This is a genomic window from Undibacterium sp. Di24W (genome assembly GCF_049340325.1).
Classification (GTDB): Bacteria; Pseudomonadota; Gammaproteobacteria; order Burkholderiales; family Burkholderiaceae_D; genus Undibacterium.
In genome coordinates, this window is sequence record NZ_JBMPOP010000008.1 from 134,384 (window position 1) to 160,604 (window position 26,221).

A 26,221-nucleotide genomic window follows, 5' to 3' on the forward strand; every position below is an offset into this window, starting at 1 on the left:
ATGAGTAAAATAATTAAGGATCGGGCAGTCGTCGATGATGATTGGGAAATTTTGCAATTATCCGAAGATGACAGCGCCGACTCAATTGAAGTACCAGAAGGCAAAATCATTGTGCCTTTGAAGGTGTGGCAGTTACAAAGAGAAAATCTACTAGCTCGCGTGAAAAATCACGCCAATATCGCAGTCTGGTTTAGTAGCAATGAGCAAGCCAAAGAACTAAGCAATGATCTTTCCTTGTTTACTTTGTTAGCAATTGATTTCCCGAAGTTTGCCGATGGTCGCGGTTATTCCATCGCCTACAACTTACGTACCCGCTTTAATTACACTGGCGAGTTGCGCGCGATTGGCGATGTGTTACGGGATCAACTGTTTTATATGCAGCGTGTTGGTTTCAATTCCTTTGCAGTACGCGCCGACAAGAATATTCATGATGCGATTAAAGGCCTGACAGATTTCAGTGAAAAATATCAGACTTCTGTCGATGAGAAAAATCCACTGTTCCGTCGTGTGGAAAGAACAGGTATTTAAATGAGTGATTTTGCAGCACGCCTGGCGACAACGATTAATGTCTTAGAAAAAATCGCGGCTGATTTTTCGCCTGCCGTATTCGCGTCTAGCCTGGCAGCGGAAGACATGGTGTTGACTGATTTAATTTTGCGTCACAAGCTGAACATAGGTATCTTTTCTTTGGAAACAGGTCGCTTGCACAAAGAAACTTTGAGCATGTTGGATCGCATCAAAGAAACCTATGCCTACGAAGTCAAACTCTACAAGCCAGAAGCAGAAGCCGTTAACAGCTATGTTCAGCAGCACGGTTTGAATGCGTTTTACGATAGCGTAGAGATGCGTAAAGAATGCTGCAGAATCCGTAAAGTCGAACCATTGAATCGCGCACTATTTGGCAACAAAGCTTGGATCACAGGACAACGTCGTGCTCAGTCAACCACTCGTGCTGAATTGGCCTTACAAGAAGACGATGTCGCCCATGCTATGCAAAAAATCAATCCTTTAACGGATTGGTCAGAAGATGATGTTTGGCACTATATTCGTAGCAATAATGTGCCGTACAATGCTTTGCATGACAAAGGCTATCCGTCAATAGGATGCGAACCTTGCACGCGCGCCATACAAGCTGGTGAAGATGTACGCGCCGGACGTTGGTGGTGGGAAAATCCTGAATCGAAAGAATGTGGCTTGCATGTGGTTGATGGGAAGTTAATCCGCATTAAATCAGTCTAAATTGAAAATCAAAACCGAATTAAAAGGTAAAGTATGAACACCGTAGTTGAGAATCACTTCATTGATGCCGCGAGTAATCGCCATCTCGATTGGCTGGAATCCGAAGCCATCCACATCATGCGTGAAGTGGCGGCCGAATGTACTAATCCCGCACTGCTGTTTTCAGGCGGTAAAGATTCTGTGGTGTTATTACGTATCGCCGAAAAAGCTTTCCGTCCGGGGAAATTCCCTTTCCCTTTGGTGCACGTTGATACTGGCCATAATTTCCCAGAAGTGATCACCTTTCGCGATAAACGCGTAGCGGAATTAGGTGAACGCCTGATCGTAGGTTCAGTCGAAGACTCTATCAATCGCGGTACTGTGCGTTTGCGCAATCCAAAAACTGATTCACGCAACGCGGCACAAGCTGTCACTTTATTAGAAACCATTGCGGAACATAAGTTTGATGCCTGCATAGGTGGCGCTCGTCGAGATGAGGAAAAAGCCCGTGCCAAAGAACGCATCTTTTCTTTCCGCGATGAATTCGGTCAATGGAATCCAAAAGCACAACGCCCTGAATTATGGGACTTGTATAACACTCAAGTTCATCCTGGTGAAAACATGCGCGTGTTTCCGATTTCCAATTGGACCGAGCTCGACGTCTGGCAGTACATCGCCCGCGAAAAACTCGAATTACCACCAATTTACTTTGCGCATGAACGCGAAGTCATACCGCGCAATGGTTTGCTAGTACCAGTCACAGAATTGACGCCGCCACGTGCTGGTGAAACGGTAGAAAAACAAGTAGTGCGCTTCCGCACCGTTGGCGATATTTCTTGCACTTGCCCAGTCTCGTCTGATGCAGCCACTGTAGACGCAATTATCGAAGAAACCGCAGTGACACAAATTACCGAACGCGGCGCTACACGCATGGATGATCAGACGTCTGAATCATCGATGGAGAAACGTAAAAAAGAAGGATATTTCTAATGAGCACCAAGGTACAACAAACCGCCACACCTATCGATGTCGCCCGTGAGCGCGGCTTGCTGCGCTTCATCACGGCTGGCTCCGTGGACGATGGTAAAAGTACGCTCATCGGTCGCTTGCTATTCGATAGCAAAGGTATTTTTGCTGATCAATTAAGCGCGATTTCCAAAGCGAAACATAAACGCACAGTCGGTGACACCATTGATTTGTCTTTGCTTACTGACGGTTTAGAAGCAGAACGCGAGCAAGGCATCACGATCGATGTCGCTTACCGCTATTTCGCCACACCGAAACGCAAGTTCATTATTGCCGATACGCCTGGCCATGAACAATACACACGCAACATGGTGACAGGCGCTTCGACTGCCGATGCGGTGATCATTCTGATCGACGTTTCCAAAGTCAAACTCGGTGATGATGGCAGTGTCGAACTCCTCACACAAACTAAACGTCATTCCACCATTGCCCATCTGCTGCAAATCGAGCACGTGATTGTGGCTGTCAACAAGATGGATTTGGTGAATTACGACCAGACCGTCTACGACCGTATCGTCGGCGCTTACCAAGAATTCGCGACACAACTAGGATTGAAAGATGTGCATCCAATTCCTTTATCTGCATTAGCAGGCGATAACGTCGTCACTAACAGCGATAATCTGGCGTGGTACCAAGGTCCGACTTTGATCGAATTATTGGAATCCTTAAGCGTCTACGATGAGTGCCATGACGAACCATTCCGCTTTCCTGTGCAATTAGTGGCGCGCCACAATGGTCACGAAGCGAATGACTTCCGTGGTTACATGGGGCGTATCGAAGCAGGTAAAATCAGTGTTGGTGACAGCATCGTGGTGCAACCATCTGGTCAAGCTGCAACCGTCAAAGATATTCAAACTTTAGATGGTTCTTTACAGACCGCAGTGGTTGGTCAATCAGTGACGATTCTGCTCAATGAGTACGTGGATATCTCACGTGGCGATATGTTAGCGGGTGCGGATCGTCCTGCCACTGTTTTGAAATCCTTGAGTGCCGATCTGTGCTGGTTATCGGAAGACGCCTTAGATGTACGTCGCAAGTATTGGTTGAAACATACGACACGTCAGGTCGCAGCACGTGTTGCATCGGTCGACACTTTATTAGATATCAATACCCAAGAACGCCGTGCAACTGATACACTTAAATTGAACGACATCGCTCGCGTCAATATCAATGTACAGCAAGCTCTCGCAGCTGATGCTTACTATACCACCCGTACAACAGGTGCATTTATTTTGATCGACGAAGTCACCCATCAAACTGTTGCAGCGGGAATGATACGTCTTGGCTAATCCATCTGAATCAACTACACACTCCGTTCACATAAAAACCGGTATCGTCTATTTAGTCGGTGCTGGTCCGGGTGCAGTTGATTTAATTACCGTGCGTGGTGCAAAACTCTTAGCGCAAGCGGATATCGTTTTGCATGACGCTTTGGTCACTCCTGAAATGTTAGCGCTCTGTCCGCAAGCAATTAAGGTCTCGGTAGGCAAACGCAGTGGACAACGCTCTGCTGCACAAGAACACATCAATCAACAATTAGTCGAAGCGGCACAACAACACGCGATCGTGGTGCGTCTAAAAGGGGGCGACCCTATGCTATTCGGGCGTGCCGATGAAGAAATGACGGCGTTGGAGCAAGCTGGCATACGATTCGAAATTGTGCCCGGCATTACCACCGCGATGGCTGCTGCAGCCAGCGTAAAATTACCACTAACCAAACGAGGCGTGGCGCGCAGTGTCGCCCTCTTCACTTCAAGTACCGCGCCCGGAGAATCCGCCGAAACCCGCATACCTGATTGCGACACCCTGATTCAATATATGGGGGGAAAAGAAGCGATACTAACAGCGCAACGCATGCTGGCAAAAGGATTTTCAGCCAACCATCCTATCGTGATCGTAGAGAGCTGCAGTCGCCCTGAGGAAAAACATCTTCACCTGACGCTGACTGAATTGGCACACGGCTTGACGCCTAGCGAAGGTCCGGTGCTGGTGATGATGGGTGAGGCAATGCGTTTGCGGACCAGATACTAAGGTGCGCCAACAAAGTAAAATCAGCTAGGCTTAAAAGCAGCCCAGCCGTCAACACTCCTCTGCTCAGCCTATTTAATTTAAGGCACCATCAATTGCAGTCAATGACTCACCCCATAACTGCACCACGAATAGCTTGCTATCTCGTTGGTGGTGGCTTTACGAACGAGCGAAACCTAGTTTTCTCATTCAAATATCAAATGGTCAAAGATACACCTTTTTTACTTAGCCCTATTGCGAATGAGGCGTCAATCGCGAGCAAGCCAAAATCAAAAGTAAGCATGAACAGCAAAAATGGCTCAAAATACGCTGCCAGCGCGTTTGTGGGACGATTTCAGTTTGATCCGAGAAAATTACGTCACGAACGTGGCACTTACAAAAATAAAATATGGCAGAAGAGAACCTAATTAGCTAATTGCCAAACTTCAAGGAAATAAGATGAACGGACAGATAGGAGAAACGCTGCATCAGATTGTGATTGTGGGTGGTGGAGCCGGAGGTCTGGAGCTGGCCGTACGATTAGGTAAGCGACTTGGAAAAAAACGCAAAGCGCGCATTACCTTAGTCGACGCGAGTCGTACTCATTTGTGGAAACCTTTATTACATCAAGTCGCTGCCGGCACATTGGACAGCCATGCGGATGAACGTGAATATTTTGCGCTGGCACGCAGCAAGCACTTCGATTTTCGTCTCGGTCGCATGCAAGGTCTATCGCGTGAGAAGAAAGAAATCTACCTCGCCCCTACAATAGATGAAGAGGGCAATGAGCTATTACCGCAACAGGCAATTCATTACGATCAATTGGTCATCGCTTTAGGTAGTCAAACCAATGATTTTGGCACTAAGGGCGCCAAAGAAAACTGTATCATGCTCGACTCACTTCAAGCTGCTGAGCGCTTCCATCACAAGCTGATCAATTGTTGTCTGCGTGCACAATCACAAAGCCAGAATGCGGGTGAAGGCCGCTTTACGGTGACCATTATCGGTGGTGGTGCCACTGGGGTGGAGCTGGCAGCCGAGCTGCATATGACCACCAAAATTCTATCCAGCTACGGACTAGTAAATTTTCACCCAGAAAAGGAATTAAAAATCGTCATCGTCGATGCCTCACCTCGCCTACTACAAATGCTGCCAGAGCGTTTATCCGATGCCGTTGCCAAAGAGTTGCGCAGCATAGCGATCGAGATTCATACCAATGAAAAAGTAGTCGAAGTCAGCAAAGAGGGCGTGGCAATGGCGAGTGGAAAGTTTATTCCTAGCGGCATTGTAGTGTGGGCAGCGGGAATCAAGGCCCCCGACTTTCTGAAGAACCTCGATGGCTTAGAGACGAATCGCCTGAATCAATTGGTGGTGCAAAGCAATTTACAAACGACACTTGATCCTGCGATCTTTGCCATAGGCGATTGTTGCGCATGCCCACAAGGTGAAGGTTTGCCCAATGTGCCCCCACGCGCACAATCCGCCCACCAGCAAGCGTCCTGCCTGGCAGATTCTTTATGTCGCTCGCTAGTCGGAAAATCACTCAAAGACTTTGTTTACAAAGATCACGGTTCACTGGTTTCACTTGGCAACTACAGCACCGTCGGTAGCTTGATGGGCGCGATTGCCAGCGGTTCTGTGTTCATTGAAGGCACGTTAGCGAAATGGATGTATTGGTCGCTACACAAACATCATCAGGTCGCAGTCAATGGCTGGTTTCATACCTGGTTATCGACTTGGGCTGAGACCATAGATAGAGTACGTAATCCTAGAATTAAGTTGCATTAAGCTGCGCTTAATTCTGAGATATCTGAGATACAAGGTGGAGGAAGATCAAACAACTGCCGTTGCATGCAGCAGGCAAGTTCCGCTATTCGCCCGGCGGCCTATGCAGGATATTCGCGCCCTCACCTTCACGGCCTTGAAAGAAACTCGCTGACGCCTGCTCTGCGCAGTACATGCGAACGATCTGCATCGCAATCCACGGTTGCATGGTTAGATCGAGCTTCACGATCAGGCGCACCTCGGCATAAACTTTTTCACCTGCTTTGTTGGTCATCATGGGATAAGGACGATAGCGTGGTTGTACCAACCAATTCTCCGCCTTATCTAGTTGGTCTAAGACTTGTTCGTTAGGACCTATAAATAAATCTTTGCCGCCGCAAGAGAAAATATTTTTCGCAACCAGCTTGTGCGCGGGCAAGTTTAAGTCACGCCAATGATGTCCTCTGACATTCTCAGGTTCAAACGGGATTCTTATTTCTGAAGCCAAACCTTTGTGTACCAAAAAATACCAGGCAGGATGGCTATGCCAATTGACATTAGCAGTCCGTACCAGCTGGAGAAAAGGATTATTGTCATCCAGTTCGCTCAGAATCAAACGATTAAGGATTTTGTCATGCTGAATGCGTTTGCCGTTCTGCTTTGAAAATAGAAGCCGATCGGCATTGATCTCGATTTGATGTGGTTCGACGATGGGTAAATTCCATAGCACGGAGGTCGCATGCAAATCAAAAAGAGTGCCGCGTTGCCAAGGCAGATATTCCAACAGTGCTGGATTGTCTCCCCCTGCCAGCCAAGGTCGGCAAGTTTGCAACCAATCTAAATTTCCACTGCTTTTCTGCCATGGCGGACAATCCGCCAATTGCGGCCACAACTGACTATGCGCTTGATGCAGTCGATAGCCCATGGTCAACAAAGAAGTGAAGGCTTGGAATTCAACTAAACGAATATCCCAAGCATCAGCATCCCCTTCTTCATCGACAATAATGGCGTAATCGACCGTCAGCACATCAGCAGCACTAGCGTGTTGCCAACCCTTGGCTTGCATAAGTTCAGCTTGTAATTTCGGCTTGAGGATGTTGCACAAAGCCACAACTCGCTGCGTCAACTTATCTTGCAGACGATATGATGCGATCAATGGCCATTCTGAAAACAACACCGGCTCTGTTGGCACGTGACGAGTACCTGCCAATTGCGCCCACAAATGATGAATGGTTTGTTTAGATTGTGCTGCGTTCTTTTGAAGCTCAAACGTTAACTCATGAAAAGGATGGGAATATGTCGCCATCGCTTTATTGCATGTAACGCGCTGGTGCAAACTGCGCTTCCTCAGTCTCATGGATCAGATGCTGCACCAAGCTTTGGTAGTTCTCAGAGCGTTTAAAAATGCCACGTTGGATATCAGCAGAAGCACCTTGTAGGAACAGTGCAGCAATTTTTTCATGCAGACCTTTTAGCAACCCCAGCTCCTTCGCCGCAGGCATCAAGCGTAACAGCCATAGTTCAAAGTACTCGGGCAAGCTGACAGGTGTTTCACTATACCAGTCAATCAAAGTAGCGCTCAGGCCACGTCGACGCACCCGCCACTTATTCTCTTCGAGACAGGCGCGTGACAGCGGCTTTGGTAAACGTCCACGCTGATAATCCTGCACTAAGGTTGCGACTTCACATTGCAGTAAAGCCGTGATCAACCAAATGTGTTCTAAGGACGGCGTAGCGTCACAAATCCTGACTTCCAAGGTGTGATAACGATGATGCAAACGCAAGTCTTCCCACATACCATGCTGTGCTTCCAAAGTACCGACCTTGCGCAATAATTCAATGTGATCAAAATACGCTTCTTCCGATTGCCAAATGTCGGGCGTTCCCATGCGCGGCAGGCGATCGAGCATAGAGTGACGCCAACTTTGCATGCCGGTATCGCGACCTTCATAAAAAGGAGAGCTAAGAGAAATAGCAAGCACAGGAGCTAGGCTATTGCGCAGCGAATTGAAAATTGCCATAGGTGGGATACCTTTTGGCAAACCCAAATGTACATGAAAACCGTAGGACACTAGGCTACGCATAATGTCAGCATACTCGTCCACCAAACGAATGTAATGCTGATGTTTGTCCGAGTCTTTATTGATCTCTTGCTCTTTCCAATTTGAGAATGGGTGTACGCCAGCGGACAATATTCGCTGTCCTTGCGCCTGAGCTCGCAAACGAATAATGTCACGCATGTCACTCACACTTGCGACGATTTGATCGGGCGTACGGCAAATCGGTGTTTGCAATTCGACGACTGCTTTATGTAATTCGCAAGAAGAACTGCCGTTACGATCTGGAAAATCAGACTGACCTCGTTCAAAATCATGCGCAACTAACTCTAGACTGTGTTGATCAACAATCTGCAATTCTTCTTCTGCGCCCAATGTAATCAAATTCGACATGCCTTGCATCCTTATGAATGTTACGAACCTTTTAGGCCTTAAAAACCTTGATATCGCTGCTAACAATCGCTATTCACTCTTCGACACAAGCGAGGCTCAGCAAAGCTAATGCAAAAATGAGCTTGTTAATAAACATGGAAATAGTCTTAACAACACTTTAAGCGGAACAAATTAAGTTCAATTGATACATTAAAGGGCAAAATAGCTTCCAGTTTGAGGTTTTGATTCTCAGACGCTTTGGCGCAAGAGCACGCAGGAATGCCAGGTCAGAGCAAATCAATATCAAGAAATTTTGTAACACTTGGCATCGAGAAATCAGGCGTTCTACAATGCGATGTCAATATCGCGCTAAACCAAGGAGTCCGCCATGCGTCCAATTCTTAGAAACATTTTGGCCATCATCGTTGGTGCTGTCATCGGCAGCATGGTGAATATGGCATTAATCACGATCAGTGGAACCATCATTCCACCACCAGAAGGCGCGATTGTCACAACTACGGAGGGATTAAAGGAATCAATGCATTTGTTTGAAACCAAGCATTTTATCTTCCCGTTTGTAGCACATGCCGCAGGTACTTTGGTCGGCTCGCTACTTGCTGCCCTGATTGCGGCTAGCCACAAATTACGATTTGCATTTGGTATAGGAGTATTGTTTTTAGCAGGCGGTGTTGCCAGCGCATTCATGCTACCTGCGCCATTCTGGTTTATCGTTGTCGACATCGGCTTCGCCTATCTTCCTATGGCGTTTATTGGCTGGAAGCTTGCTACGAGCTTGATGGCAAAAAAACACAGTTCCTAAGCAACAATCAAATAAACGCCATCTGCTTAGATAAATCCCAGCTGAGACAATAAGTTTTCAATGCAAAATAGATATTTTTGCGGTATGCTCCCCTCGCTCGGGGGGGCAACTTTCTTGTTTCTACTTCACATCGACTGATAACTTAGGTGGAAACATGATGCATTTAAAAATGGAATACACACGATGAATTTAAAAACGCTACTCCTGACAGGACTGCTTTTTTCTTTCGCCTCTGCGCAGGCACAACAATCAACGACCGAAGTAAAAAAAGAAGTCAATACGGAAGTTAGTACAGAATCAAAAGCGACTGACGAACAAACAGCCGAAGTCGTTATCTCAAGTATGAAAAACCCAGATCTCAAACCCTATCGCATTATGTCGGCGGGCATGGATGCGTATGATGAGAATCGACATTTAGCACCCAAAGCGCCGCTGCTTTTTAAGCTAATACCGCGCGACAAATCAAAACTACAAGACACGAATTGGGATAATGTAAAAATGCGTTTAGCGAGTGACGACGCGTCGACCCCTATTCCACTTCTAAAAGAAGGTAGCTTTCAACTGCCACGCGATGCAAAGGCCTATGAAGACAATGCTGAGCTATTACTGAACCAAAAAAAATCCAGCTTTAGTTTTCGCCCAGATATCCGCACACCAGGTATCGCTGACAATGTATTGCGACGTGGTGATATCCGGCTTGAATGCGAGATGACTGTGGACATGGCGAAAAAAGAAATGGGATTCATTCTTAAATCGCTGATCTCCACAATACTTTTAAAGACAGATTGGTGCGAAACTAAACGCTTTGTGATTTTCAATTATTCGACAAAAGAATGGGCAATATCGCTCAAGACCATCGTTGGTGATCAACACACCACCAGCAAATTCCGGGGTAAAACTTTTTATCCCAATTTTTGGGATAAAACGATTTCGCCCGAGACTCTATACGAATTTGAACTATGGTCTAGCGCCAGTTCAGCACGCAAGCAAGAGGTATTAGATCAACAAAAATTTATCGTTCGAACAGGCAGCGATAAAACGCTAAAGAAATTTGAATTTATTCGTAATGGTAACGTCTATCAGCTCGACATGCCTCTAGCACTTGGCGCATTTAATTTCCAGTTAGAAGCGGACGAAGGCGTACTCGCTTTTGTGAGCGCACAAGAGAATGGGAAATTGGCGTTAGAAAAGCCGAATGAATTAAAATTAAGTGAGAGCAAGAATTCGATCAAGATCGAACAAGCCGGGGTTTATCGATTTAGTCTAGACTTCGCACAAATCGACCAACCCAAGCTACAAATTCAACGCCTTGAGACTGCAGCAAATTTGTAATGTAGATACAAGATATCAACAATGGACATTCTAAATGCTGCAATAACAAGACTTAAGTGTGAGATGCGGCTGAACCAAAGATACTGAACTAAAATCCTTAGTACGCCGCACTTACTCATACCTATTCAAACCCACTATGACACTCAATCGCCGCAAATTTTTTGGATCTTCCCTGTCGCTTGTTGCGCTTGGCTCTAGCACAAATGCGAGCGCAAGCACGTTCGCCAGCCATGCTGCAACCGCCGAGGCCGATACACAAGTATGGCTGGCAGGCGATTCCTTGCCTTACCCAGTTGAAAATGAATCTGCGAGATTGCAAGCGCTGTTACTCAAACACGCCAAAGTTGCAGACTCCTACCTCGGCGGTGGTGCGGTCGCCGCATTAGAAGACAAATTCTCCTCCTTGCTGGGCAAAGAATCTAGCGTATTTATGCCGACAGGAACGATGGCAAATCATATTGCTATTCGTGTTTTGTGTGGCGAAGCAAAACACGCACTAGTGCAACAAGAAAGCCATGTGTACCGAGATGAGAGTAATTGTGTCACAACACTCAGCGGTATCAATATGGTGCCACTTGCAGCAGGCAAAACAGTACCCAGCTTAAGCGAAATCAGCGATGCAATAAATCGTGCGGAAATTGGCCCCTATCCCATCAAAGTTGGCGCGATCTCATTAGAAAGCCCAGTGCGACGCACTCAAGGCAGCACACTGAGCATGGAGCAGATCAATGAAATCGCCAAGCTGGCGCGCAGCAAACACGTTCCTATGCATCTGGATGGCGCGCGCCTACTGCTGATGTGTGGAATGCCAGGTTTTGAGCTCAAAAACTATTGTGCTCCCTTCGACACGGTTTATGTCTCGCTTTACAAGTACCTTGGTGCTCCGTATGGCGCCATACTTTCTGGGACAAAAATTCAAATGGACAAGGCGCGCGAACTGCGACATATATTGGGTGGTACGCAAGCCTCAGGGTGGCATGCGGCGCTGCCCGCGTTGGAAGCACTTGATGGCGTCGAACAGCGCTTTGCGGCCGTTCGTCGTGCTGGCGAAAACTTGCTGTCTCGCTTAGAAAAATTGGACGGATTTATTGTTCATCGCATCGAACAAGGCAGCAATATCGCGACCTTGGAGATAGCGGCAAAGCGACAGCTTGGCCTAGAGCAGAGACTTAAAGATGCCAGCATCCGTGCCAGAAAAATTATCGATGGCAAGCTCACCTTACAGTTTAACGAAAGCCTATTGCGCCGCGATACTGATTTCCTTGTAGCGGCGTTTGCTGGCAAGGACTAAGAATCAAGTAATCTACATTGATTCAATTAAAAGCTATACCTCGCTGCTGCGGTCAGGCTGCCGTTTTTTGTATAAGTATTGCTTTGTCCAAAACGTTCCCATTCCAGCGATAGACTGGTTTGCTTGCTCAAAGCAAATTCCGTCCCTACAGAACCGTACAAACCCGTCTTAGTTTCATCACCACCAGAGGGAAAACCGCTTTGTTTGAATTTGCTATGAGCCAGACCTAGCTTGCCAAACAATGAGAACTGGTCATTGATAGATGCAGAGCCTTTTCCTGCGACATAGAAAGTTTGAACTGCTAACTTGGCCGTCCCTTTTCTACCAGAAAATGCCCAGTCAGTGCTGATACTACCTAAGTCGGCGTAACCAGTTTCGAGCGCCCACGTTTTATCCAGCTCATAGCCAGCAAACAGCTTAGCGCTAACACTGGTGCTGCTTTTGTGATTAACAAAATTGCCCAAATTAATATTGACGTCATAGCGGCTGGAAGTAATACCCGCACCAAGATAAGTGTTCTCAGCCTGAGCCGCTAATGCAAAAGAAGATGCAATCAAAGAGAAAATAAGTTTTTTCATAGAAGTCCTAGAGTTTATTTAGATCAGCAAAAAGTTCTTACCTGGTAGCACATTATCAAGCACAACTGATACCGTTGCATCAAGTATTTTTTTATTTTCAAATTTATCAGAGTTCAGGACATTGGGGAACATGTTCTTTGCGTCGAATCATTGCCAAGTAAGATCGATGCACGACAGTATCGGCCACAAATTTCATATGCTAATATTTTATCGATTCCCGCTCTTTAAGAAAATAAGGCCCTTTATGATTCGATCTGCCAACAAGGATGATTTTGATTTCGTCTATCGTCTTTACATGCACCCAGAAGTCAATCCATTTCTATTGTATGAATTGATGGACGAAGATAGTTTCAGACCTATCTTTGAGGAGCTTCTGAGAGATGGCGTGCTGTATATCTTTCGTGCATCAGACGAAGAAAACGCATCACCGACTGGTATGTTCAAGTTAATCCAACTCAAACATCGCACTTCCCATATCGCCTACTTGGGCGGCGTAGCGATTGATTCTAGTTTCACAGGTAGAGGCTATGGAGTTCACATGATGCAAGAAATTATTGCGCTTGCAGAATCTAAAGGAGTAAAGCGCTTGGAATTGAGTACTGGCGTACATAATCTGCGTGCTGCGGCATTGTATGAGAAGTGTGGATTTAAACGTGAAGGCATTTTGCGCCACTTTACTTACCTAAAAACCGAAGACCGTTATATCGATGAAGTTTTGATGTCGTATTTGTTTTGAGAAACGCAATTCAAGACTTCCATATGCCTTGCCCTGGATCCTTACCCAAATAGAGGTAGCAAGCGGTCTACTATCGATCCTTAAATGCTTGAAGAAATAAGTGGCTTTGGGATATTTACGATGCGTTGAGGCATGCCCTGCTTATTGATGGCAGCGACGAATAGAGATCAAACCAAGAAAAAAACCAGACGTCACAAAAAAGTATGGCGTCTGGTTTCGCACTGTATTTACTACAACAACTTAAAACTTAGGCAGCGTCAAAGTCGGTGTACCACCGATATATCGTTGCAACCAACTTTGCACTTCCCAATTCCAATGTATGGAATTTTGTGGCGACAAGATCCAGTGATTTTCATTCGGGAAAATCACCAAACGCGACGGTATCTTCATACCTTGTAATACGCCGTAGAGCGCCGTGCTATTGACATAAGGAACGCGATAATCAATTTCGCCATGGGTCAGCAACATCGGCGTCTTAAAGTTTTTAGCATAGGTCATAGGATTATTCTTTTGCATGATCTCGGTGTTACTCCAAGGATTGCCACCCAAAGTAATTTCGAAAGAATAATTGGTCGTATCCGAACCATACTGTGTGACCAGATCATTGACGCCAGCATGATCAATAATCGTCGCAAATCTATCAGTATGGCCCGCCAGCCACGCAGCCAAATAACCACCATAACTAGCGCCCGCTGCCGCGATACGTTTAGCGTCGATATTACCCAATTTCTGCATCAAATAATCTGTGGAACGCAAGACGTCTTGCGTTGGCATTTCTCCCCATTGATGGTTAATACTACGCGCGAATTTTTCACCGAAGCCAGTAGAACCGTGGCGATTCACCCAACTCACGACATAGCCAGGTGCCGCCATCACGTGCGCATTCCAGCGAAAATTAAAAGCATTCCCCACCATCGTATGCGGACCGCCGTGCATCAATTGTAGTAGTGGATACGATTTTGTTTTATCGTAATCTGGTGGCAAGATAAGCCAGCCTTGCACCTGTTCGTCGTTCGCACCTTTGAAGGTATAGGCTTCTACTTTGCCCAATTTAAATTTCGCCATCAGCTCGTCATTAAAATGTGTGAGTTGACGCAAACCTTTGCCATTGACGTCCATACTAAATAATTCATTTGGACGATCAAAACTGCTACGCAATAGGACTAATTGATTGCCAGCTTGTTTGAGTTTTGAGATACCAGCATCACGCAGCATGCGCTCAAATTGACTGCCATCTGCCTTGCTCGCAAAAACACTCACCTCACCTTGATCTTCCACCACATTCCATAACTTACTATTGTCTTTACTGACCACAAACTCAGCAACTGCATAATCGCGGGCCTCGGTCACCGGCATATTCTTTCCGGTGGCGAGATCATAGCGCCACAATTTGCTGGAGCTGCCATCATAAATTGGCGTCGCGGTACGTGTGTAGTAAAGGGTTTTACCATCAGATGAAAAACCAGGCGAGGCATCAGGGCCACGGTTATCGATGGTGATGTTTTTAGGTGGGCCATTCTCACCTAAGGCGATCAAAACGATGTCGGCATTATCGGCCTCTTGATGCGGCGCAGGGATAGTATTCTTGCTCAATGCAACAAAGCGTCCGTCGGGCGAAATATGAAAGTCAAAGGCACCAGCAGCGTTAAATAGCTCTTGCGACTGCGGCGTCAGGTCTTTCAGCGCTTTAGTTTCCAGGTCGAGCTGCAACAAATGACTGGAAAGCTGATCCGTCAACCAGTGATCGAAAAAGCGGTAGGTTCTGTCTTCGGTCACTTTGGCCGTCATTTTGCTATCGCGACGACGTTTGATTTCTTTTTTCATCGCCGCCATATCATCCGCACTCCACTTACCTTTTAAGGCGGGAATAGCGTTGCTGCCGATGATGAGGCTTTTGCTATTTGGCAGCCACTGCGGATTGGCAACACCATAAGGTAGCTCCAACACTTTCTCCGCTTCGCCCCCATCTAAGCGCAAGACATACAAAGCTGCTGCATCATCATCGACACGACGTGAGGTAAAAGCGATGCGTGTACCGTCAGGACTCCAAACTGGTGCGCTATCATTGGCGTCAGCGGTGGTTAAGCGCCTTTGATTAGTACCTTGTACATCCATCAGCCAGATATTCGATTGTGGACGATTCTTCTCTATCGACCAGCTTTGCACGGTGAAGGCAATCAGCTTTTGATCAGGCGAAACAGCTGGATTGTCAACACGCTTAATCGCCCACAAATCATGCGGCGTTATAGCGCGTTGTGTGGTGTCAGCAAATGCTGTCGTTGCCGTGTTTGCTGTGATGACAACGCCACAGCTCGCGATCAAAATTGCCAATCCTGTCCTGCGCAGACTTTGATGGGCAAATGCATAGGCATGCTTTATTTTCATTTTTACCATCCTTCAAATTAGAGGAGCTTGGACACAGAATTGGCCAATTAGTTGCAAGCTGCAAAAGCAAAAAAAAAATACATCATGAGAAATACCGTAGGCGAGACATAATACGACAATCCCATCAGGGTGTAGCTACACTTATGTGATAATTAAGGCGCTCTATATTGTGTGACAAACTCCGCCAAAACTCAGCCTAAGCAGGAAAATATCATGGGAATCCAAGATCCACGTATTGATGCCTATATCGAAAAATCAGCCGAATTTGCGCAACCTATTCTGCGCCATATACGCGCCATGGTGCATGAGCATTGTCCTGACGTGAGCGAAACCATTAAATGGAGCATGCCGCACTTTGAATATAAGGGCGGCATTTTTTGCCATTTTGCAGCGTTTAAACAGCATTGCGCTTTAGGATTTTGGTTAGGAGCGATGCTGCAAATTGACAGCAAACTAGAAAAAGCCATGGGTGACTTTGGCCGCATCACGTCCTTGCAGGATATGCCCAATGATAAAGACTTTGTGAAGTTATTAAAGGAAGCCATCAAACTCCACGACGCAGGCGTCAAAATCCCTGCGCGTAGCAAAGCAGACGCTGAGAAAAAAGAGCTAGAAATTCCACCGGCATTTCTGGCGGCAGTTAAGCAAAACAAATTGGCTCTCGCGACCTTTGATGCGTTTCCTAATTCTCAGAAAAAAGAATATGTCATGTGGTACACCGAAGCCAAAACCGAAGCGACGCGTGACAAGCGCTTAGCGCAAGCCATTGAATGGATGACAGAAGGCAAACGCCGAAATTGGAAATATGAAAAGTGTTAATCCAACATTTTCTCTATAAAAAAAGAACACCATGCCCCAACTACTCGATAATATTTTCTGGCACAGCTTAAGCGGCGCCCATGCTTGCTACGCTGCTGGTGAAGGCCAATCCCGACGTTATGCTCAAGGATTTTCGCCGATACTCGGTTTTGAAGATGCCGAGCATCCCGACTTTAATGCCTTGCTCCCTTACTGTGATCGCGGTGAACATTTTTATTGCGCTGATTGGCAAGGTCCGCAACCTGAGGGGTGGCAAATTCACGTTGAGAAAACGATGTTCCGTATGCATTGGGATGGCGCAATGCCGGCAGATGTGTCCAATGACAAAGGTGAGCATTTTGTATTGCGTGCATTAAATCAAACCGATGCTGAGCAGGCATTGGAACTGGCGATCTTGACTAATCCTGGGCCGTTTGGATTACGGACAATAGAACTGGGAGAATATCTCGGATACTTCATCGGAGAGCGTTTAATTGCCATGGCCGGCGAGCGTAGTTATGCGCCACCTTATCGTGAAGTCAGCGGCGTTTGTACCCATCCGGATTTTCAAGGACAAGGATTGGCACGACGCTTGATGCATAGAATTATCCAACGTCAATTGCTAGCCGACGAAATCCCATTCCTGCATGTAATGAGTCACAATACCGCTGCGCATGAACTCTATCTGCGCATGGGTTTCAAAGATTATTGCGAAACCGCGGTGAGAGTTGTGTCGCGTGTTTAACTTAATAAAATCCGCAGCACTATCTTCAGGCTGTTATAGCTTAACCATACCGGCAATTACGCGCATAGAACGACTGTAGTGATAATTGATTTGCTGCTCGCTATAACGATGCTCACCCGCCACAGGGCAACTAACGCGCGCCACACAAGTATCTTTGCAGCGTGAATCCTCTTGCTGTCGATAGTAAACGCATTTGAGCAAATGAAACTCGCCATCATCTAATGCTTGTGCGGGACAACTTTGAATGCAGATTTTTGTGCCGCAATCATGACAAGGCGATGCCGTCTCTACTGGTGTCGTCGGCGGCAAATGGGTGTTGGCTAAAATCATAGCGCGATACGCAAACCAAGAACCAAAAGTGGTGTTAATTCCCACCATAAATGGCGAATCATGATGCCAACCCGCTAGCTTCCCTAACTCCTGTAGGCTCACGGTATAAGCGCCTGGATAGATAATTTCATAGGCAGTACCGGCGTGCTCAAGATCAAAAAATTGCCGCACAAGCGACACCGCGAAATCATCGATCGGATGATTGCCTGCCTCCGTACTTATATCAGTGCCAGCTGCCAGCAACGATTGCCAAAACTGTTGGCCACCGTGCCCAATCAAAATCATCTGGCGATAGTTAAGCGCCTGTGGACATCGTTCTATCAGCATCGCCTGTGCATCGATCGATAAGTCAGCGATATCAAATACCGCCTGACAATTGAGACCTGCATCGTTCAACAGCGATGAGGAAAGAGTTTGATAGGGATTCATGCACTATTACCATCAAAAAAAATCTATTTTACCGTGCTTGCGCACTCTGATTACCGAAGATATCGTGGTCACGCCAATATCGTTTAAAATCCTGCTATTCTGCTACCCAGCGGTGCACCTAAGCGCAGCTCCTCTCTTTCGAAATTCACCATGCCATTTTCCAATCTAGGTTTATCCAGCGCCCTCTTAAACGCCGTTCAAGCGCGCGCCTATCAACAACCAACCCCAATACAAAGTGATGTTATTCCTAGCTTGCTGGCCGGACGGGATGTATTGGCGACGGCGCAAACCGGGTCGGGCAAAACGGCAGCTTACTGCCTACCCATACTGGAACGCTATTTGCAGCAAAAGAAACAAGCTCAAAGGAGTGTACAAACCTTAATCCTGGTACCTACGCGTGAGTTAGCGGTGCAAGTCGGTGACACATTGCGCACTCTGGGTCAGGCATTTCCACAATCACCTAAGCTCGCGGTCTTGTTTGGCGGGATTTCTATCAACCCACAAATGCTGCATTTGCGTGGTGGCGCTGATATCGTGATTGCAACACCCGGTCGCTTGCTCGATCTGGTCAGCAAAAATGCCTTGAAATTGGATGAAGTAAGTTGTCTGGTTTTGGATGAAGCTGACCGCATGCTGGCGCTGGGTTTCGCTGATGAGTTGCAGCAAGTGCTCGAGCTGTTGCCAGATCAACGACAAAATTGTTTTTTCTCAGCGACTTTCGCGCCAAATGTGGCAACTCTTGCCGAAGCGCTGTTACGCGATCCACACCGCATCAATATACCCAGCACCGAAGAAGGCAAACCCGATATTCAACAGCGAGCCATCATTGTCGATGCCAAACAACGCACGCAGCTGTTGCGCCACTTATTTCAAAGCGAAAAATGGTCGCGCGTCTTAGTGTTTGTCGCGACTAAATATGCCGCTGATTTGATCTCAACCAAATTACGACGCGCCCATATCAGCGCCGAGGCTTTTCACGGCGAACAAACACAAGGCAAACGTAGTCAAGTCATCGCTGATTTTAAGGCGTCGCGTGTGAAGATTGTGGTCGCTACCGATGTCGCAGCGCGTGGTCTCGATATTAGTCAATTGCCTGTGGTCGTGAATTTTGATCTGCCACGTTCCAGCGATGATTATCTGCACAGGATAGGTCGCACCGGGCGCGCGGGGGAAGCTGGCTTAGCAGTCAGTTTTATCTGCGTCGATGCCGCCAACGAAGCACATTTCCGTTTGATCGAACAACGCCACGGTTTAAGAATTTCACGTGAACAGATTGCAGGCTTTGAACCGAGCGCAGAAAGTCTGGCCGATGCAGAGACGACTCGTCCACTCGATCCAAATGGCGGCATCAAAGGGAAACGCCCAAGTAAAAAAGATAAACTTAGAGCTTTGCAAAAGGCGACGGGTGAGTAAGGAATTCTTCTTATTAGTATTATTTATAAAAACATTTCAAACTTATCGTTAATACCATCAGGATTTACTCGCTGGTATCAGCTCAGGAGCGCTATGTTAAACTAACGCCCTCTGCATTCCTAAATACGCACCACGCGTCTCTTTACGCTATGACTAACGCAATTCTGAACAAAATCACCGAATCTCCCTTACTGCAACTCTATCCACAGCCTTTATGGCAATGGTTTGCACAAATTTGCGCGATACCCCACCCGTCAAAACATGAGGCGGCATTGAGCGCCTACATTCAAGAATGGGCAAAACAGCGCGGCTTAGCGGTGATCGTTGATCAAGTCGGCAATTTAATCATCCGCAAACCCGCGACTGCCGGTATGGAAAGTCGCAAAACCGTCGTGATCCAGGCGCATCTCGATATGGTGCCGCAAAAAAATGCAGACAAAGTTCATGACTTCACCAAGGATCCTATAGAAGCATGGGTCGATGGTGAATGGGTTAAAGCGCGTGGCACAACTTTGGGCTCCGATAACGGTATCGGCATGTCTTCTGCATTGGCGATTTTAGGTGCCACCGATATTCCGCATGGCCCTTTGGAGGTACTACTCACCGTCGATGAAGAAGCCGGCATGTCAGGTGCTTTCGGCCTGCAAGCTGGCATATTGAACGCCGACATTTTAATCAACACCGATTCAGAACAAGAAGGCGAAATCTACATGGGTTGCGCTGGCGGCGTTGACGCGAAAATCAATTTACCTGTGGAATGGCAAGAGGCAGACCCGGCACAAGTTGCATACAGCTTGAGTATTTCCGGTTTAAAAGGTGGACATTCAGGTGTCAACATTCACCTTGGTCGCGGTAATGCGAATAAATTGTTGGCGTGCTTTTTAGCCGGTCACGCTACCGAACTTGGACTAAGTATCAGCCATCTGCAAGGTGGCTCATTGCGCAATGCAATACCGCGTGAAGCTTCATGTAATTTCACTTTGCCTGTCGACAAGCTAGAACTATTGCAGCAACGCGTGGCGCAATATCAAAGCATACTGCAAGCAGAACTCGCAGCTACAGAACCTGCACTCAAGTTGAGTCTCTCTGATGCTGTAGCCCCCACTAAAGTTTTGCAAAACAAAGCACAACAGCAGCTAGTCAACCTAATTAATAGCTGTCCAAATGGCGTGATGCGCATGAGCGATGAAGTCGCAGGTGTGGTAGAGAGCTCCTTGAATCTGGGAGTGATCACCACTTTAGAAGACAGCATCAGCCTCATTTGCATGGTGCGTTCTCTAATCGACAGTGGCCGTGCCAATATTGAAAGCCACTTGCAATCGCTATCCGATTTGGCTGGAGCCGAAGTGAAATTTGAAGGCCGCTATCCTGGCTGGAAGCCCGACAACAGCTCACCTGTGATGGCGATCGTCAAAGCGACTTACGAGAGCATTTATCAACGCGAACCCGAAATCATGGTGATACACGCGGGTTTGGAATGCGGTTTATTCAAAAAACCCTATCCGCACTTGGACATGGTATCGATAGGACCGACGATACGCTTCCCACATGGTCCGGATGAAATGGTGAATATTCAAACCGTGGGTCAGTATTGGGATTTACTGTTAGCGGTACTCGCACGTATTCCAGAACGTGCGACCTAATTGAGGAGACGCGGTGCTGAATAAGTGTTTTGAACACACCAGCACCCACCCTAGTAAGCTTAAGCTTAGTACATGTGAAGATCGCATTAAGGCGGTGTTCACATGACGAACGCATCGATATATAAGCTAAGCAAAGCTAAAAGTCACTGTCATCGTGGTACGTTGTCCCAAAAACGACTGCGTTATCTGATTTCTTTCTTATTGAGTTTAAAAAGAAATTCTCATAATATGAGTTCCTTACTGTTTTCTTTACAAGGAATCTCATGTCTCTAAAAAATTGGTCGGCCTTAGGCGCCACCATGATCGTGGCAATCACCACACAACAATCGGCTCTTGCTCAAACCGCCGCCCCTACAACCGGCGCGCCAGTGCCACCAATAGCGGCAAAATCTGTTTGGTCCGAAGTTCGTCACGGAGAGACCGTCACCGATGATTATCGCTGGTTACAGAAAAAAGAAGATCCTAAGGTCATCGACTATTTAAATGCAGAAAATACTTACACCAGCGCAATGACCTCTGGGGTGCAAGCTTTGGCCGATAAGTTATTCGCCGAAACCAAAGGTCGCATGAAAGAAACTGATTTGTCCGTCCCAGTTCGTCGTGGCAAATACTTCTACTACTCTCGCACCGAAGCTGGCAAGCAATATGGCATCAATTGCCGCCGTCTGGCTGACGCGCAAATGAACTACGATGAAAAAGCCGCTGAAGAAATTCTACTTGACCAAAACGAATTGGCCAAAGGCCAAAAATTTTTTATGGTGGCAGGAACACTAGTCAGCCCTGATGACCGCTACCTCGCCTACCTGACGGATACGACGGGCTACCGTCAATTCAAATTACAAATCAAAGATTTGAAAACCGGTGAACTCTTAAGCGATACGGCCGAACGCGTTACCAGCATGGCTTGGGCGGCAGATAATAAGACTATGTTTTATGTGCAAGAAGATGCCACCACAAAGCGCTCTGATCGCTTGTTCCGTTTTCAACTAGGCGGCAAGGCACAAGAGATCTATCATGAAAAAATTGAGCAATTTGGCATAGGCGTAGGCACCACGCACGATAGAAAATTCATACAATTACAGGCCTTCGCTACTGATACCAGCGAGATCTGGCTGATTCCTGCTGACCGTCCACTTGATGAGTTTAAAACAGTGCTTGGTCGCACCAAAGGTCATCGCTACAGCGTCGATCATCGTGATGGAAATTTATTCATTCGCACCAATAAGAACGCAAAAAATTTCCGTATCGTGACGACACCAGTTGGCAAAGTCGCGGAGAAAAATTGGAAAGAGATCGTTAAGCACAGTGACGATGTTTTGATCGGTAATTACGAAGTGTTCCACGATTTCTTAGCGGTGACTGAAAAAACCAAGGCTTTAAATCGCACTCGTATCTACAATTTCAAAACCAAGCAATGGAAGAACGTGCAGTTCAACAATGAAGTGTATTTAGCAGGTAGCGGCGGCACGCCTGAATACACCGCGCAAAAATTACGCATGTCCTACCAATCACCCACCACGCCGCCTATGGTGATGGATGTGAATATGGCGACTGGCGAACGTACTATTTTGAAACAACAAGAAGTAGTCGGTGGTTTTGACGCCAGCAAATATGAAGCACGCCGTTTATGGGCTACAGCTAAAGATGGTGTCAAAGTACCGCTCTGGGCTGTGTATAAAAAAGGCGTGAAATTTGACGGTACAGCACCTACCCTGCTTTACTCTTATGGCAGCTATGGTATTTCTACCGAAGCGACATTCTCTCTTGCACGTTTAAGTTTACTCGACCGCGGCGTGATCTATGTGCAAGCACATATCCGTGGCGGCACCGACTTAGGTGAACGTTGGCATGAGGATGGTATGTTGATGAAGAAGAAAAACACCTTCACCGACTTTATTGCCGCAGCTGAATTCTTGATTCAAGAAAAATGGACGAGCAAAGACAAGCTCATCATCCAAGGTGGTAGTGCTGGTGGTTTATTGATGGGTGCAGTCGTCAATATGCGCCCCGACCTGTTTAAAGCCGTCCACGCGGCCGTACCATTTGTGGATGTGATGAACACCATGATGGATGCCAGCTTGCCATTAACGACGGGTGAATATCTGGAATGGGGTGATCCTAATAACAAGGCAGCTTACGACTATATGCGCAGCTACTCTCCTTACGACAATATCGAGAAAAAAGCTTACCCTGCGATGTTGGTAACGACAGGTTTGAATGACAGCCAAGTGATGTACTGGGAGCCAGCGAAATATGTCGCCAAACTGCGTGCGCATAAAACAGACAACAATCCCCTGCTGTTAAAAACCAATATGGCAGCAGGCCACGGCGGTGCATCTGGTCGATATGACGCAATCAAAGAAGGCAGCTTCAATTTCGCCTGGATGTTGTCGCAATGGGGAATCGCTGAATAATTTTGTCTAAACGAACAGAAGTAGTGTTAAGAAAATGCCGACCTGTGTCGGCATTTTTTATAGAACCTAGCGTCGTTTCACTATTGATTAAATCGACTTACATGCAGGCTAATTCATGAATTTGCAATTTCAATCAATGCTATGATGATGAATCATTTTGAGCATCTGATTTCATTGCACTCAAACGACCATTACTTCACAGGCATTTAGCTCATGACCTCACTTGATCCCAAATATGTTATTGCGGACCGGCCAGTCAATCGCCGTAATAGTGCAAAGTTACAAGAAGAGCAAACGCCTGTCCCCGCCGTGGTAGAAGAGCGTCTGGCTGCATTGCGCACCAAGCATCGCTTCGGCATTCCTTTAACCGAACAAATACGCTTATCGCAAAACGGCAAAGACACTAAAAAATTCACGCTTGTAAGCATCTTCATCGGCGTCATTTTTACCCTATCCACGCTGACCGGATTACTGGCCGCGATACAAAAATCATCGCTGATGGCTGGCGTCGCAGGGATTGGACTCGCTTGTGGAGCGGGCCTATTGTGGCATACAAATAGAAAAGCAAAATGGAAGTCAGGCGCAAGTATATCGACGACAGCCTTGTTTGATGATGCCAGCCTCTCGGCTTTCGATCTGGCACTAGAGAGCCTAGACGAGGAGGTAGACGAAGATATCTATCAACAACTGCTGCAACTCAAACGCCAGGTTATCAACATCGGAGTGATCGCAAGCAAGTTGAATATAGATGAGCATTGTAGCATGGATGACCGCCACTATTTGAGGGAAAGTCTGCGTCGCTACTTACCCGATAGCTTACAAAGTTATTTGCGCGTTCCTGCTGGTATGCGCTCTAGTCAACGCGTCACAGCAGATCACACTGCCAGCGACCTATTAAAGCAGCAGCTCTCGCTATTACAAACAGAGTTGAGCAATCGTGAAGTACAATTAACAAAAAACGCTGCTGAGCAACTGGTGCAACAACAGCGTTTTTTAGAAGAAAAAATCAGGGCTAAATAGTGTGAACGAAGACAAATTCATGCACGTTTATTGTACTTTGAATTCTTGCTCTTGGACCTGCACACTAGATCGTTCCATCAATGCCACCTCATGCGCATCACGCAAAGTTTTTGCTAGTGTAAAACTGGCGCTGATCAGAAACAGCCAACTAACCAACATATAATTTTTTTCCCAAGCTGGAATATTCATGCGCCACAGACCCCAAGCAGTTAATAGTACTGCCGCACAAAAGGCGATCCACACGGTCATCACCCATGACGCGGTATCTATCTGACCATCGCGGTTATCGCGAACTGTTTTTGCCACCGCAAAGCTGGCGAACAAACTAAAAAATAAGCCCAGTGCTAAAAATGCGCGATCTAACTCCTGCCCCGGCAATTGGACCACCCCCGCGCCACAGGCAACAATCGCCAGTCCAAACGACAACCACACTTGTAAGCGCCATCCATTGGTATCTCGTTGCATAATGTATTTTGTTGCCATCTCAATTTCTCCAAGAATAAATCTATTATTCAATCAATGTCATTGCTATCAATTACAAATTACCTTCTCACTATAACGTCACAAATGTACCGGACCGCTAGTATTCAAGCTACTTGCTTCACGCGCCTGCTGTTGACGATACCGATCTAAATAGAGCTCAGCTTTCACGCATTGCTGCTGAATGATTTGATTGTTCTGTCCCATTACTTCAATCGCCTTGCTGCGAAAACTATCCATCGCATCCATCGCCTTAAATGTCTGATCAAACATGTCTTTCAATTTATCAATCCCTATCATTGGATTTTGCGCAAATTGCCCAACTCTGTCGGTATGCTGATTCAACTGCCGCCCCGTTTCCGTCATCAGATTTTCTATCGTGCCATTAATACCGGTCAAAGCATCCATCACTTTAATTTGATTGCCAGTCGCTCGCGCTACCGTCTGCGCGACCGCTAAGGCACTCATACCTGTGGTCGCAACACGACTGCAACCGTTCATCATTTCTCTTCCAGTCTTTTTCAAAACATCCAACGCCAGATAACCATTAGTACAAACGGATTGTTGGGTCAGCATATCTTGCAGATTTTGCCGCACGTAAAAAAGTACTTCTTGCTCCAAAGCTTTAGCGCGTTGCGCATCCGTACTCTTTAAAGCAATGACTCGCTGTTGCAAACGGCTATCCAGATTCTCAGCAAAATGAATTGCTGCCTTTAGTTTTTGCATGGCATCCCAGAGCTTGACACGTGTCGCTTCAATATCGATCACATCACGCTGCATATCATCACGCGCCGTATATAACTGCTGCATACTTTTTTGTAACTGACCCGCTGCACCTTGATACTTACGAAAGTAGGCTTGCAATTTATTCCCGTACGGGATGAATCCTAGGAATTTTTGCATCTGAAACAAATCGCCTTCTTTACCAGGATTAAGTGCATCAAGATGGCCGCGCATTTCTTGTATTGCCTTGAATGCTGAGCTGTCTTCCATATCCATAAAATTGGCTTGTAACAAACGCCCTTGCATCAAGCTAGAGGCGATCGAGATCTCCTCACGGCCTAAGGCAAATGCGCTGTCCAGGCGTTGACGAAACGCATCGCTTTGCACATCATCACCCAATAAACCTTGCATAAAACGATCAACCTGCTCTTCCACCGCATTCTGCATATCAGCACTCAAAGGAAGCGCTGTTCTGGCGACGTCTTCACCCACGACGCGAATCGTCTCCGGCGCTTGTAATACAAAATCTGTCGCTAAGCTTGAATTCTGAAGCACAGTCTCTGTTTGCATAAGTTCACCCATCCTTGTTTGATCAATTCGTTGATGTTTTCGGATTGACACATAGCGTTGGCACCAAGAC

23 protein-coding genes are annotated in these 26,221 nt (G+C 46.7%); 16 read left to right on the plus strand and 7 right to left on the minus strand.

Annotation, left to right across the window (positions count from 1 at the left end; genetic code table 11):
- The 6 genes from ACO0KZ_RS17195 to ACO0KZ_RS17220 all read left to right on the plus strand — a co-directional run bounded on the left by ACO0KZ_RS17195 (nt 1) and on the right by ACO0KZ_RS17220 (nt 6,039).
- Nucleotides 1–528 carry a DUF934 domain-containing protein gene (locus ACO0KZ_RS17195; RefSeq protein WP_422997457.1) on the plus strand — a complete coding sequence of 176 codons (528 nt, stop codon included), beginning with the start codon at nt 1–3 and terminating at the stop codon, nt 526–528.
- Nucleotides 529–1,239 (plus strand): phosphoadenylyl-sulfate reductase, encoded by a 711-nt coding sequence (locus ACO0KZ_RS17200; RefSeq protein WP_422997459.1) that lies wholly within the window; start codon nt 529–531, stop codon nt 1,237–1,239.
- A gap of 33 nt (nt 1,240–1,272) precedes the next feature.
- The gene (gene cysD / locus ACO0KZ_RS17205) at nt 1,273–2,208 is read left to right on the plus strand and encodes a sulfate adenylyltransferase subunit CysD (protein ID WP_422997461.1); all 936 of its coding nucleotides are present in this window, start codon (nt 1,273–1,275) and stop codon (nt 2,206–2,208) included.
- On the plus strand, nt 2,208–3,533 hold the full coding sequence (locus ACO0KZ_RS17210) for a sulfate adenylyltransferase subunit 1 (RefSeq protein WP_422997463.1): 1,326 nt from the start codon (nt 2,208–2,210) through the stop codon (nt 3,531–3,533). The genes cysD and ACO0KZ_RS17210 overlap by 1 nt, the downstream gene beginning before the upstream one ends.
- Entirely contained in the window at nt 3,526–4,275 is a 750-nt protein-coding gene (cobA, locus tag ACO0KZ_RS17215) for a uroporphyrinogen-III C-methyltransferase (protein ID WP_422997465.1), read from the plus strand. The genes ACO0KZ_RS17210 and cobA overlap by 8 nt, the downstream gene beginning before the upstream one ends.
- Nucleotides 4,276–4,710: 435 nt before the next feature.
- Nucleotides 4,711–6,039 (plus strand): NAD(P)/FAD-dependent oxidoreductase, encoded by a 1,329-nt coding sequence (locus ACO0KZ_RS17220; protein ID WP_422997467.1) that lies wholly within the window; start codon nt 4,711–4,713, stop codon nt 6,037–6,039.
- A gap of 82 nt (nt 6,040–6,121) precedes the next feature.
- Here ACO0KZ_RS17220 and ACO0KZ_RS17225 read toward each other — a convergent pair whose 3' ends face one another.
- A complete protein-coding gene (locus ACO0KZ_RS17225; protein ID WP_422997469.1) occupies nt 6,122–7,321 on the minus strand; it encodes a hypothetical protein in 1,200 nt (399 codons plus the stop codon).
- Nucleotides 7,322–7,325: 4 nt separating this feature from the next.
- Nucleotides 7,326–8,465, minus strand: coding sequence for a carboxylate-amine ligase (locus tag ACO0KZ_RS17230; protein ID WP_422997470.1), 1,140 nt, complete (start codon nt 8,463–8,465; stop codon nt 7,326–7,328).
- 367 nt (nt 8,466–8,832) lie between these two features.
- Here ACO0KZ_RS17230 and ACO0KZ_RS17235 point away from each other — a divergent pair, with 367 nt between their 5' ends.
- From ACO0KZ_RS17235 to ACO0KZ_RS17245, 3 genes are all read left to right on the plus strand, one after another.
- Nucleotides 8,833–9,264 (plus strand): hypothetical protein, encoded by a 432-nt coding sequence (locus tag ACO0KZ_RS17235; RefSeq protein WP_422997472.1) that lies wholly within the window; start codon nt 8,833–8,835, stop codon nt 9,262–9,264.
- Between the two features lie 183 nt (nt 9,265–9,447).
- Complete coding sequence (locus ACO0KZ_RS17240; protein ID WP_422997474.1) at nt 9,448–10,596, plus strand: hypothetical protein; 1,149 nt, start codon at nt 9,448–9,450, stop codon at nt 10,594–10,596.
- Between the two features lie 136 nt (nt 10,597–10,732).
- On the plus strand, nt 10,733–11,887 hold the full coding sequence (locus ACO0KZ_RS17245; protein WP_422997476.1) for a threonine aldolase family protein: 1,155 nt from the start codon (nt 10,733–10,735) through the stop codon (nt 11,885–11,887).
- Between the two features lie 26 nt (nt 11,888–11,913).
- Here ACO0KZ_RS17245 and ACO0KZ_RS17250 read toward each other — a convergent pair whose 3' ends face one another.
- The gene (locus ACO0KZ_RS17250) at nt 11,914–12,465 is read right to left on the minus strand and encodes a porin family protein (RefSeq protein WP_422997478.1); all 552 of its coding nucleotides are present in this window, start codon (nt 12,463–12,465) and stop codon (nt 11,914–11,916) included.
- Between the two features lie 244 nt (nt 12,466–12,709).
- On the opposite strand from ACO0KZ_RS17250, the gene ACO0KZ_RS17255 reads away from it, so the two are divergent.
- Complete coding sequence (locus ACO0KZ_RS17255) at nt 12,710–13,201, plus strand: GNAT family N-acetyltransferase (protein WP_422997480.1); 492 nt, start codon at nt 12,710–12,712, stop codon at nt 13,199–13,201.
- Nucleotides 13,202–13,441: 240 nt separating this feature from the next.
- On the opposite strand, the gene ACO0KZ_RS17260 is transcribed toward ACO0KZ_RS17255, so the two are convergent.
- On the minus strand, nt 13,442–15,586 hold the full coding sequence (locus tag ACO0KZ_RS17260; protein ID WP_422997482.1) for a S9 family peptidase: 2,145 nt from the start codon (nt 15,584–15,586) through the stop codon (nt 13,442–13,444).
- A gap of 213 nt (nt 15,587–15,799) precedes the next feature.
- On the opposite strand from ACO0KZ_RS17260, the gene ACO0KZ_RS17265 reads away from it, so the two are divergent.
- Nucleotides 15,800–16,405 carry a YdeI/OmpD-associated family protein gene (locus ACO0KZ_RS17265; RefSeq protein WP_422997484.1) on the plus strand — a complete coding sequence of 202 codons (606 nt, stop codon included), beginning with the start codon at nt 15,800–15,802 and terminating at the stop codon, nt 16,403–16,405.
- A 31-nt stretch (nt 16,406–16,436) separates the two neighbouring features.
- A complete protein-coding gene (locus ACO0KZ_RS17270; protein ID WP_422997486.1) occupies nt 16,437–17,129 on the plus strand; it encodes a GNAT family N-acetyltransferase in 693 nt (230 codons plus the stop codon).
- A gap of 33 nt (nt 17,130–17,162) precedes the next feature.
- Here ACO0KZ_RS17270 and ACO0KZ_RS17275 read toward each other — a convergent pair whose 3' ends face one another.
- On the minus strand, nt 17,163–17,888 hold the full coding sequence (locus ACO0KZ_RS17275; RefSeq protein ID WP_422997488.1) for a hypothetical protein: 726 nt from the start codon (nt 17,886–17,888) through the stop codon (nt 17,163–17,165).
- A 150-nt stretch (nt 17,889–18,038) separates the two neighbouring features.
- Here ACO0KZ_RS17275 and ACO0KZ_RS17280 point away from each other — a divergent pair, with 150 nt between their 5' ends.
- From ACO0KZ_RS17280 to ACO0KZ_RS17295, 4 genes are all read left to right on the plus strand, one after another.
- Nucleotides 18,039–19,301: a DEAD/DEAH box helicase gene (locus ACO0KZ_RS17280; protein WP_422997490.1), complete on the plus strand. Its 1,263-nt coding sequence runs from the start codon at nt 18,039–18,041 to the stop codon at nt 19,299–19,301.
- Nucleotides 19,302–19,450: 149 nt separating this feature from the next.
- On the plus strand, nt 19,451–20,944 hold the full coding sequence (locus ACO0KZ_RS17285) for an aminoacyl-histidine dipeptidase (RefSeq protein WP_422997492.1): 1,494 nt from the start codon (nt 19,451–19,453) through the stop codon (nt 20,942–20,944).
- A 263-nt stretch (nt 20,945–21,207) separates the two neighbouring features.
- Entirely contained in the window at nt 21,208–23,358 is a 2,151-nt protein-coding gene (locus ACO0KZ_RS17290; protein WP_422997494.1) for a S9 family peptidase, read from the plus strand.
- A 213-nt stretch (nt 23,359–23,571) separates the two neighbouring features.
- Nucleotides 23,572–24,378: a hypothetical protein gene (locus tag ACO0KZ_RS17295; RefSeq protein ID WP_422997496.1), complete on the plus strand. Its 807-nt coding sequence runs from the start codon at nt 23,572–23,574 to the stop codon at nt 24,376–24,378.
- Between the two features lie 27 nt (nt 24,379–24,405).
- Here ACO0KZ_RS17295 and ACO0KZ_RS17300 read toward each other — a convergent pair whose 3' ends face one another.
- Nucleotides 24,406–24,861 carry a YiaA/YiaB family inner membrane protein gene (locus ACO0KZ_RS17300; RefSeq protein ID WP_422997498.1) on the minus strand — a complete coding sequence of 152 codons (456 nt, stop codon included), beginning with the start codon at nt 24,859–24,861 and terminating at the stop codon, nt 24,406–24,408.
- Between the two features lie 78 nt (nt 24,862–24,939).
- Nucleotides 24,940–26,151 carry a toxic anion resistance protein gene (locus tag ACO0KZ_RS17305; protein WP_422997500.1) on the minus strand — a complete coding sequence of 404 codons (1,212 nt, stop codon included), beginning with the start codon at nt 26,149–26,151 and terminating at the stop codon, nt 24,940–24,942.
- Nucleotides 26,152–26,221 lie beyond the last annotated feature (70 nt).

Excerpts from the sequence above, each read along its gene's own strand:
- ACO0KZ_RS17195 (WP_422997457.1), top strand. The coding sequence starts at position 1 with ATGAGTAAAATAATTAAGGATCGGGCAGTCGTCGATGATGATTGGGAA.
- ACO0KZ_RS17200 (WP_422997459.1), top strand. The coding sequence starts at position 529 with ATGAGTGATTTTGCAGCACGCCTGGCGACAACGATTAATGTCTTAGAA.
- cysD (WP_422997461.1), top strand. The coding sequence starts at position 1,273 with ATGAACACCGTAGTTGAGAATCACTTCATTGATGCCGCGAGTAATCGC.
- ACO0KZ_RS17210 (WP_422997463.1), top strand. The coding sequence starts at position 2,208 with ATGAGCACCAAGGTACAACAAACCGCCACACCTATCGATGTCGCCCGT.
- ACO0KZ_RS17220 (WP_422997467.1), top strand. The coding sequence starts at position 4,711 with ATGAACGGACAGATAGGAGAAACGCTGCATCAGATTGTGATTGTGGGT.
- ACO0KZ_RS17225 (WP_422997469.1), bottom strand. The coding sequence starts at position 7,321 with ATGGCGACATATTCCCATCCTTTTCATGAGTTAACGTTTGAGCTTCAA.
- ACO0KZ_RS17230 (WP_422997470.1), bottom strand. The coding sequence starts at position 8,465 with ATGTCGAATTTGATTACATTGGGCGCAGAAGAAGAATTGCAGATTGTT.
- ACO0KZ_RS17235 (WP_422997472.1), top strand. The coding sequence starts at position 8,833 with ATGCGTCCAATTCTTAGAAACATTTTGGCCATCATCGTTGGTGCTGTC.
- ACO0KZ_RS17240 (WP_422997474.1), top strand. The coding sequence starts at position 9,448 with ATGAATTTAAAAACGCTACTCCTGACAGGACTGCTTTTTTCTTTCGCC.
- ACO0KZ_RS17245 (WP_422997476.1), top strand. The coding sequence starts at position 10,733 with ATGACACTCAATCGCCGCAAATTTTTTGGATCTTCCCTGTCGCTTGTT.
- ACO0KZ_RS17250 (WP_422997478.1), bottom strand. The coding sequence starts at position 12,465 with ATGAAAAAACTTATTTTCTCTTTGATTGCATCTTCTTTTGCATTAGCG.
- ACO0KZ_RS17255 (WP_422997480.1), top strand. The coding sequence starts at position 12,710 with ATGATTCGATCTGCCAACAAGGATGATTTTGATTTCGTCTATCGTCTT.
- ACO0KZ_RS17260 (WP_422997482.1), bottom strand. The coding sequence starts at position 15,586 with ATGAAAATAAAGCATGCCTATGCATTTGCCCATCAAAGTCTGCGCAGG.
- ACO0KZ_RS17265 (WP_422997484.1), top strand. The coding sequence starts at position 15,800 with ATGGGAATCCAAGATCCACGTATTGATGCCTATATCGAAAAATCAGCC.
- ACO0KZ_RS17270 (WP_422997486.1), top strand. The coding sequence starts at position 16,437 with ATGCCCCAACTACTCGATAATATTTTCTGGCACAGCTTAAGCGGCGCC.
- ACO0KZ_RS17275 (WP_422997488.1), bottom strand. The coding sequence starts at position 17,888 with ATGAATCCCTATCAAACTCTTTCCTCATCGCTGTTGAACGATGCAGGT.
- ACO0KZ_RS17280 (WP_422997490.1), top strand. The coding sequence starts at position 18,039 with ATGCCATTTTCCAATCTAGGTTTATCCAGCGCCCTCTTAAACGCCGTT.
- ACO0KZ_RS17285 (WP_422997492.1), top strand. The coding sequence starts at position 19,451 with ATGACTAACGCAATTCTGAACAAAATCACCGAATCTCCCTTACTGCAA.
- ACO0KZ_RS17290 (WP_422997494.1), top strand. The coding sequence starts at position 21,208 with ATGTCTCTAAAAAATTGGTCGGCCTTAGGCGCCACCATGATCGTGGCA.
- ACO0KZ_RS17295 (WP_422997496.1), top strand. The coding sequence starts at position 23,572 with ATGACCTCACTTGATCCCAAATATGTTATTGCGGACCGGCCAGTCAAT.
- ACO0KZ_RS17300 (WP_422997498.1), bottom strand. The coding sequence starts at position 24,861 with ATGGCAACAAAATACATTATGCAACGAGATACCAATGGATGGCGCTTA.
- ACO0KZ_RS17305 (WP_422997500.1), bottom strand. The coding sequence starts at position 26,151 with ATGCAAACAGAGACTGTGCTTCAGAATTCAAGCTTAGCGACAGATTTT.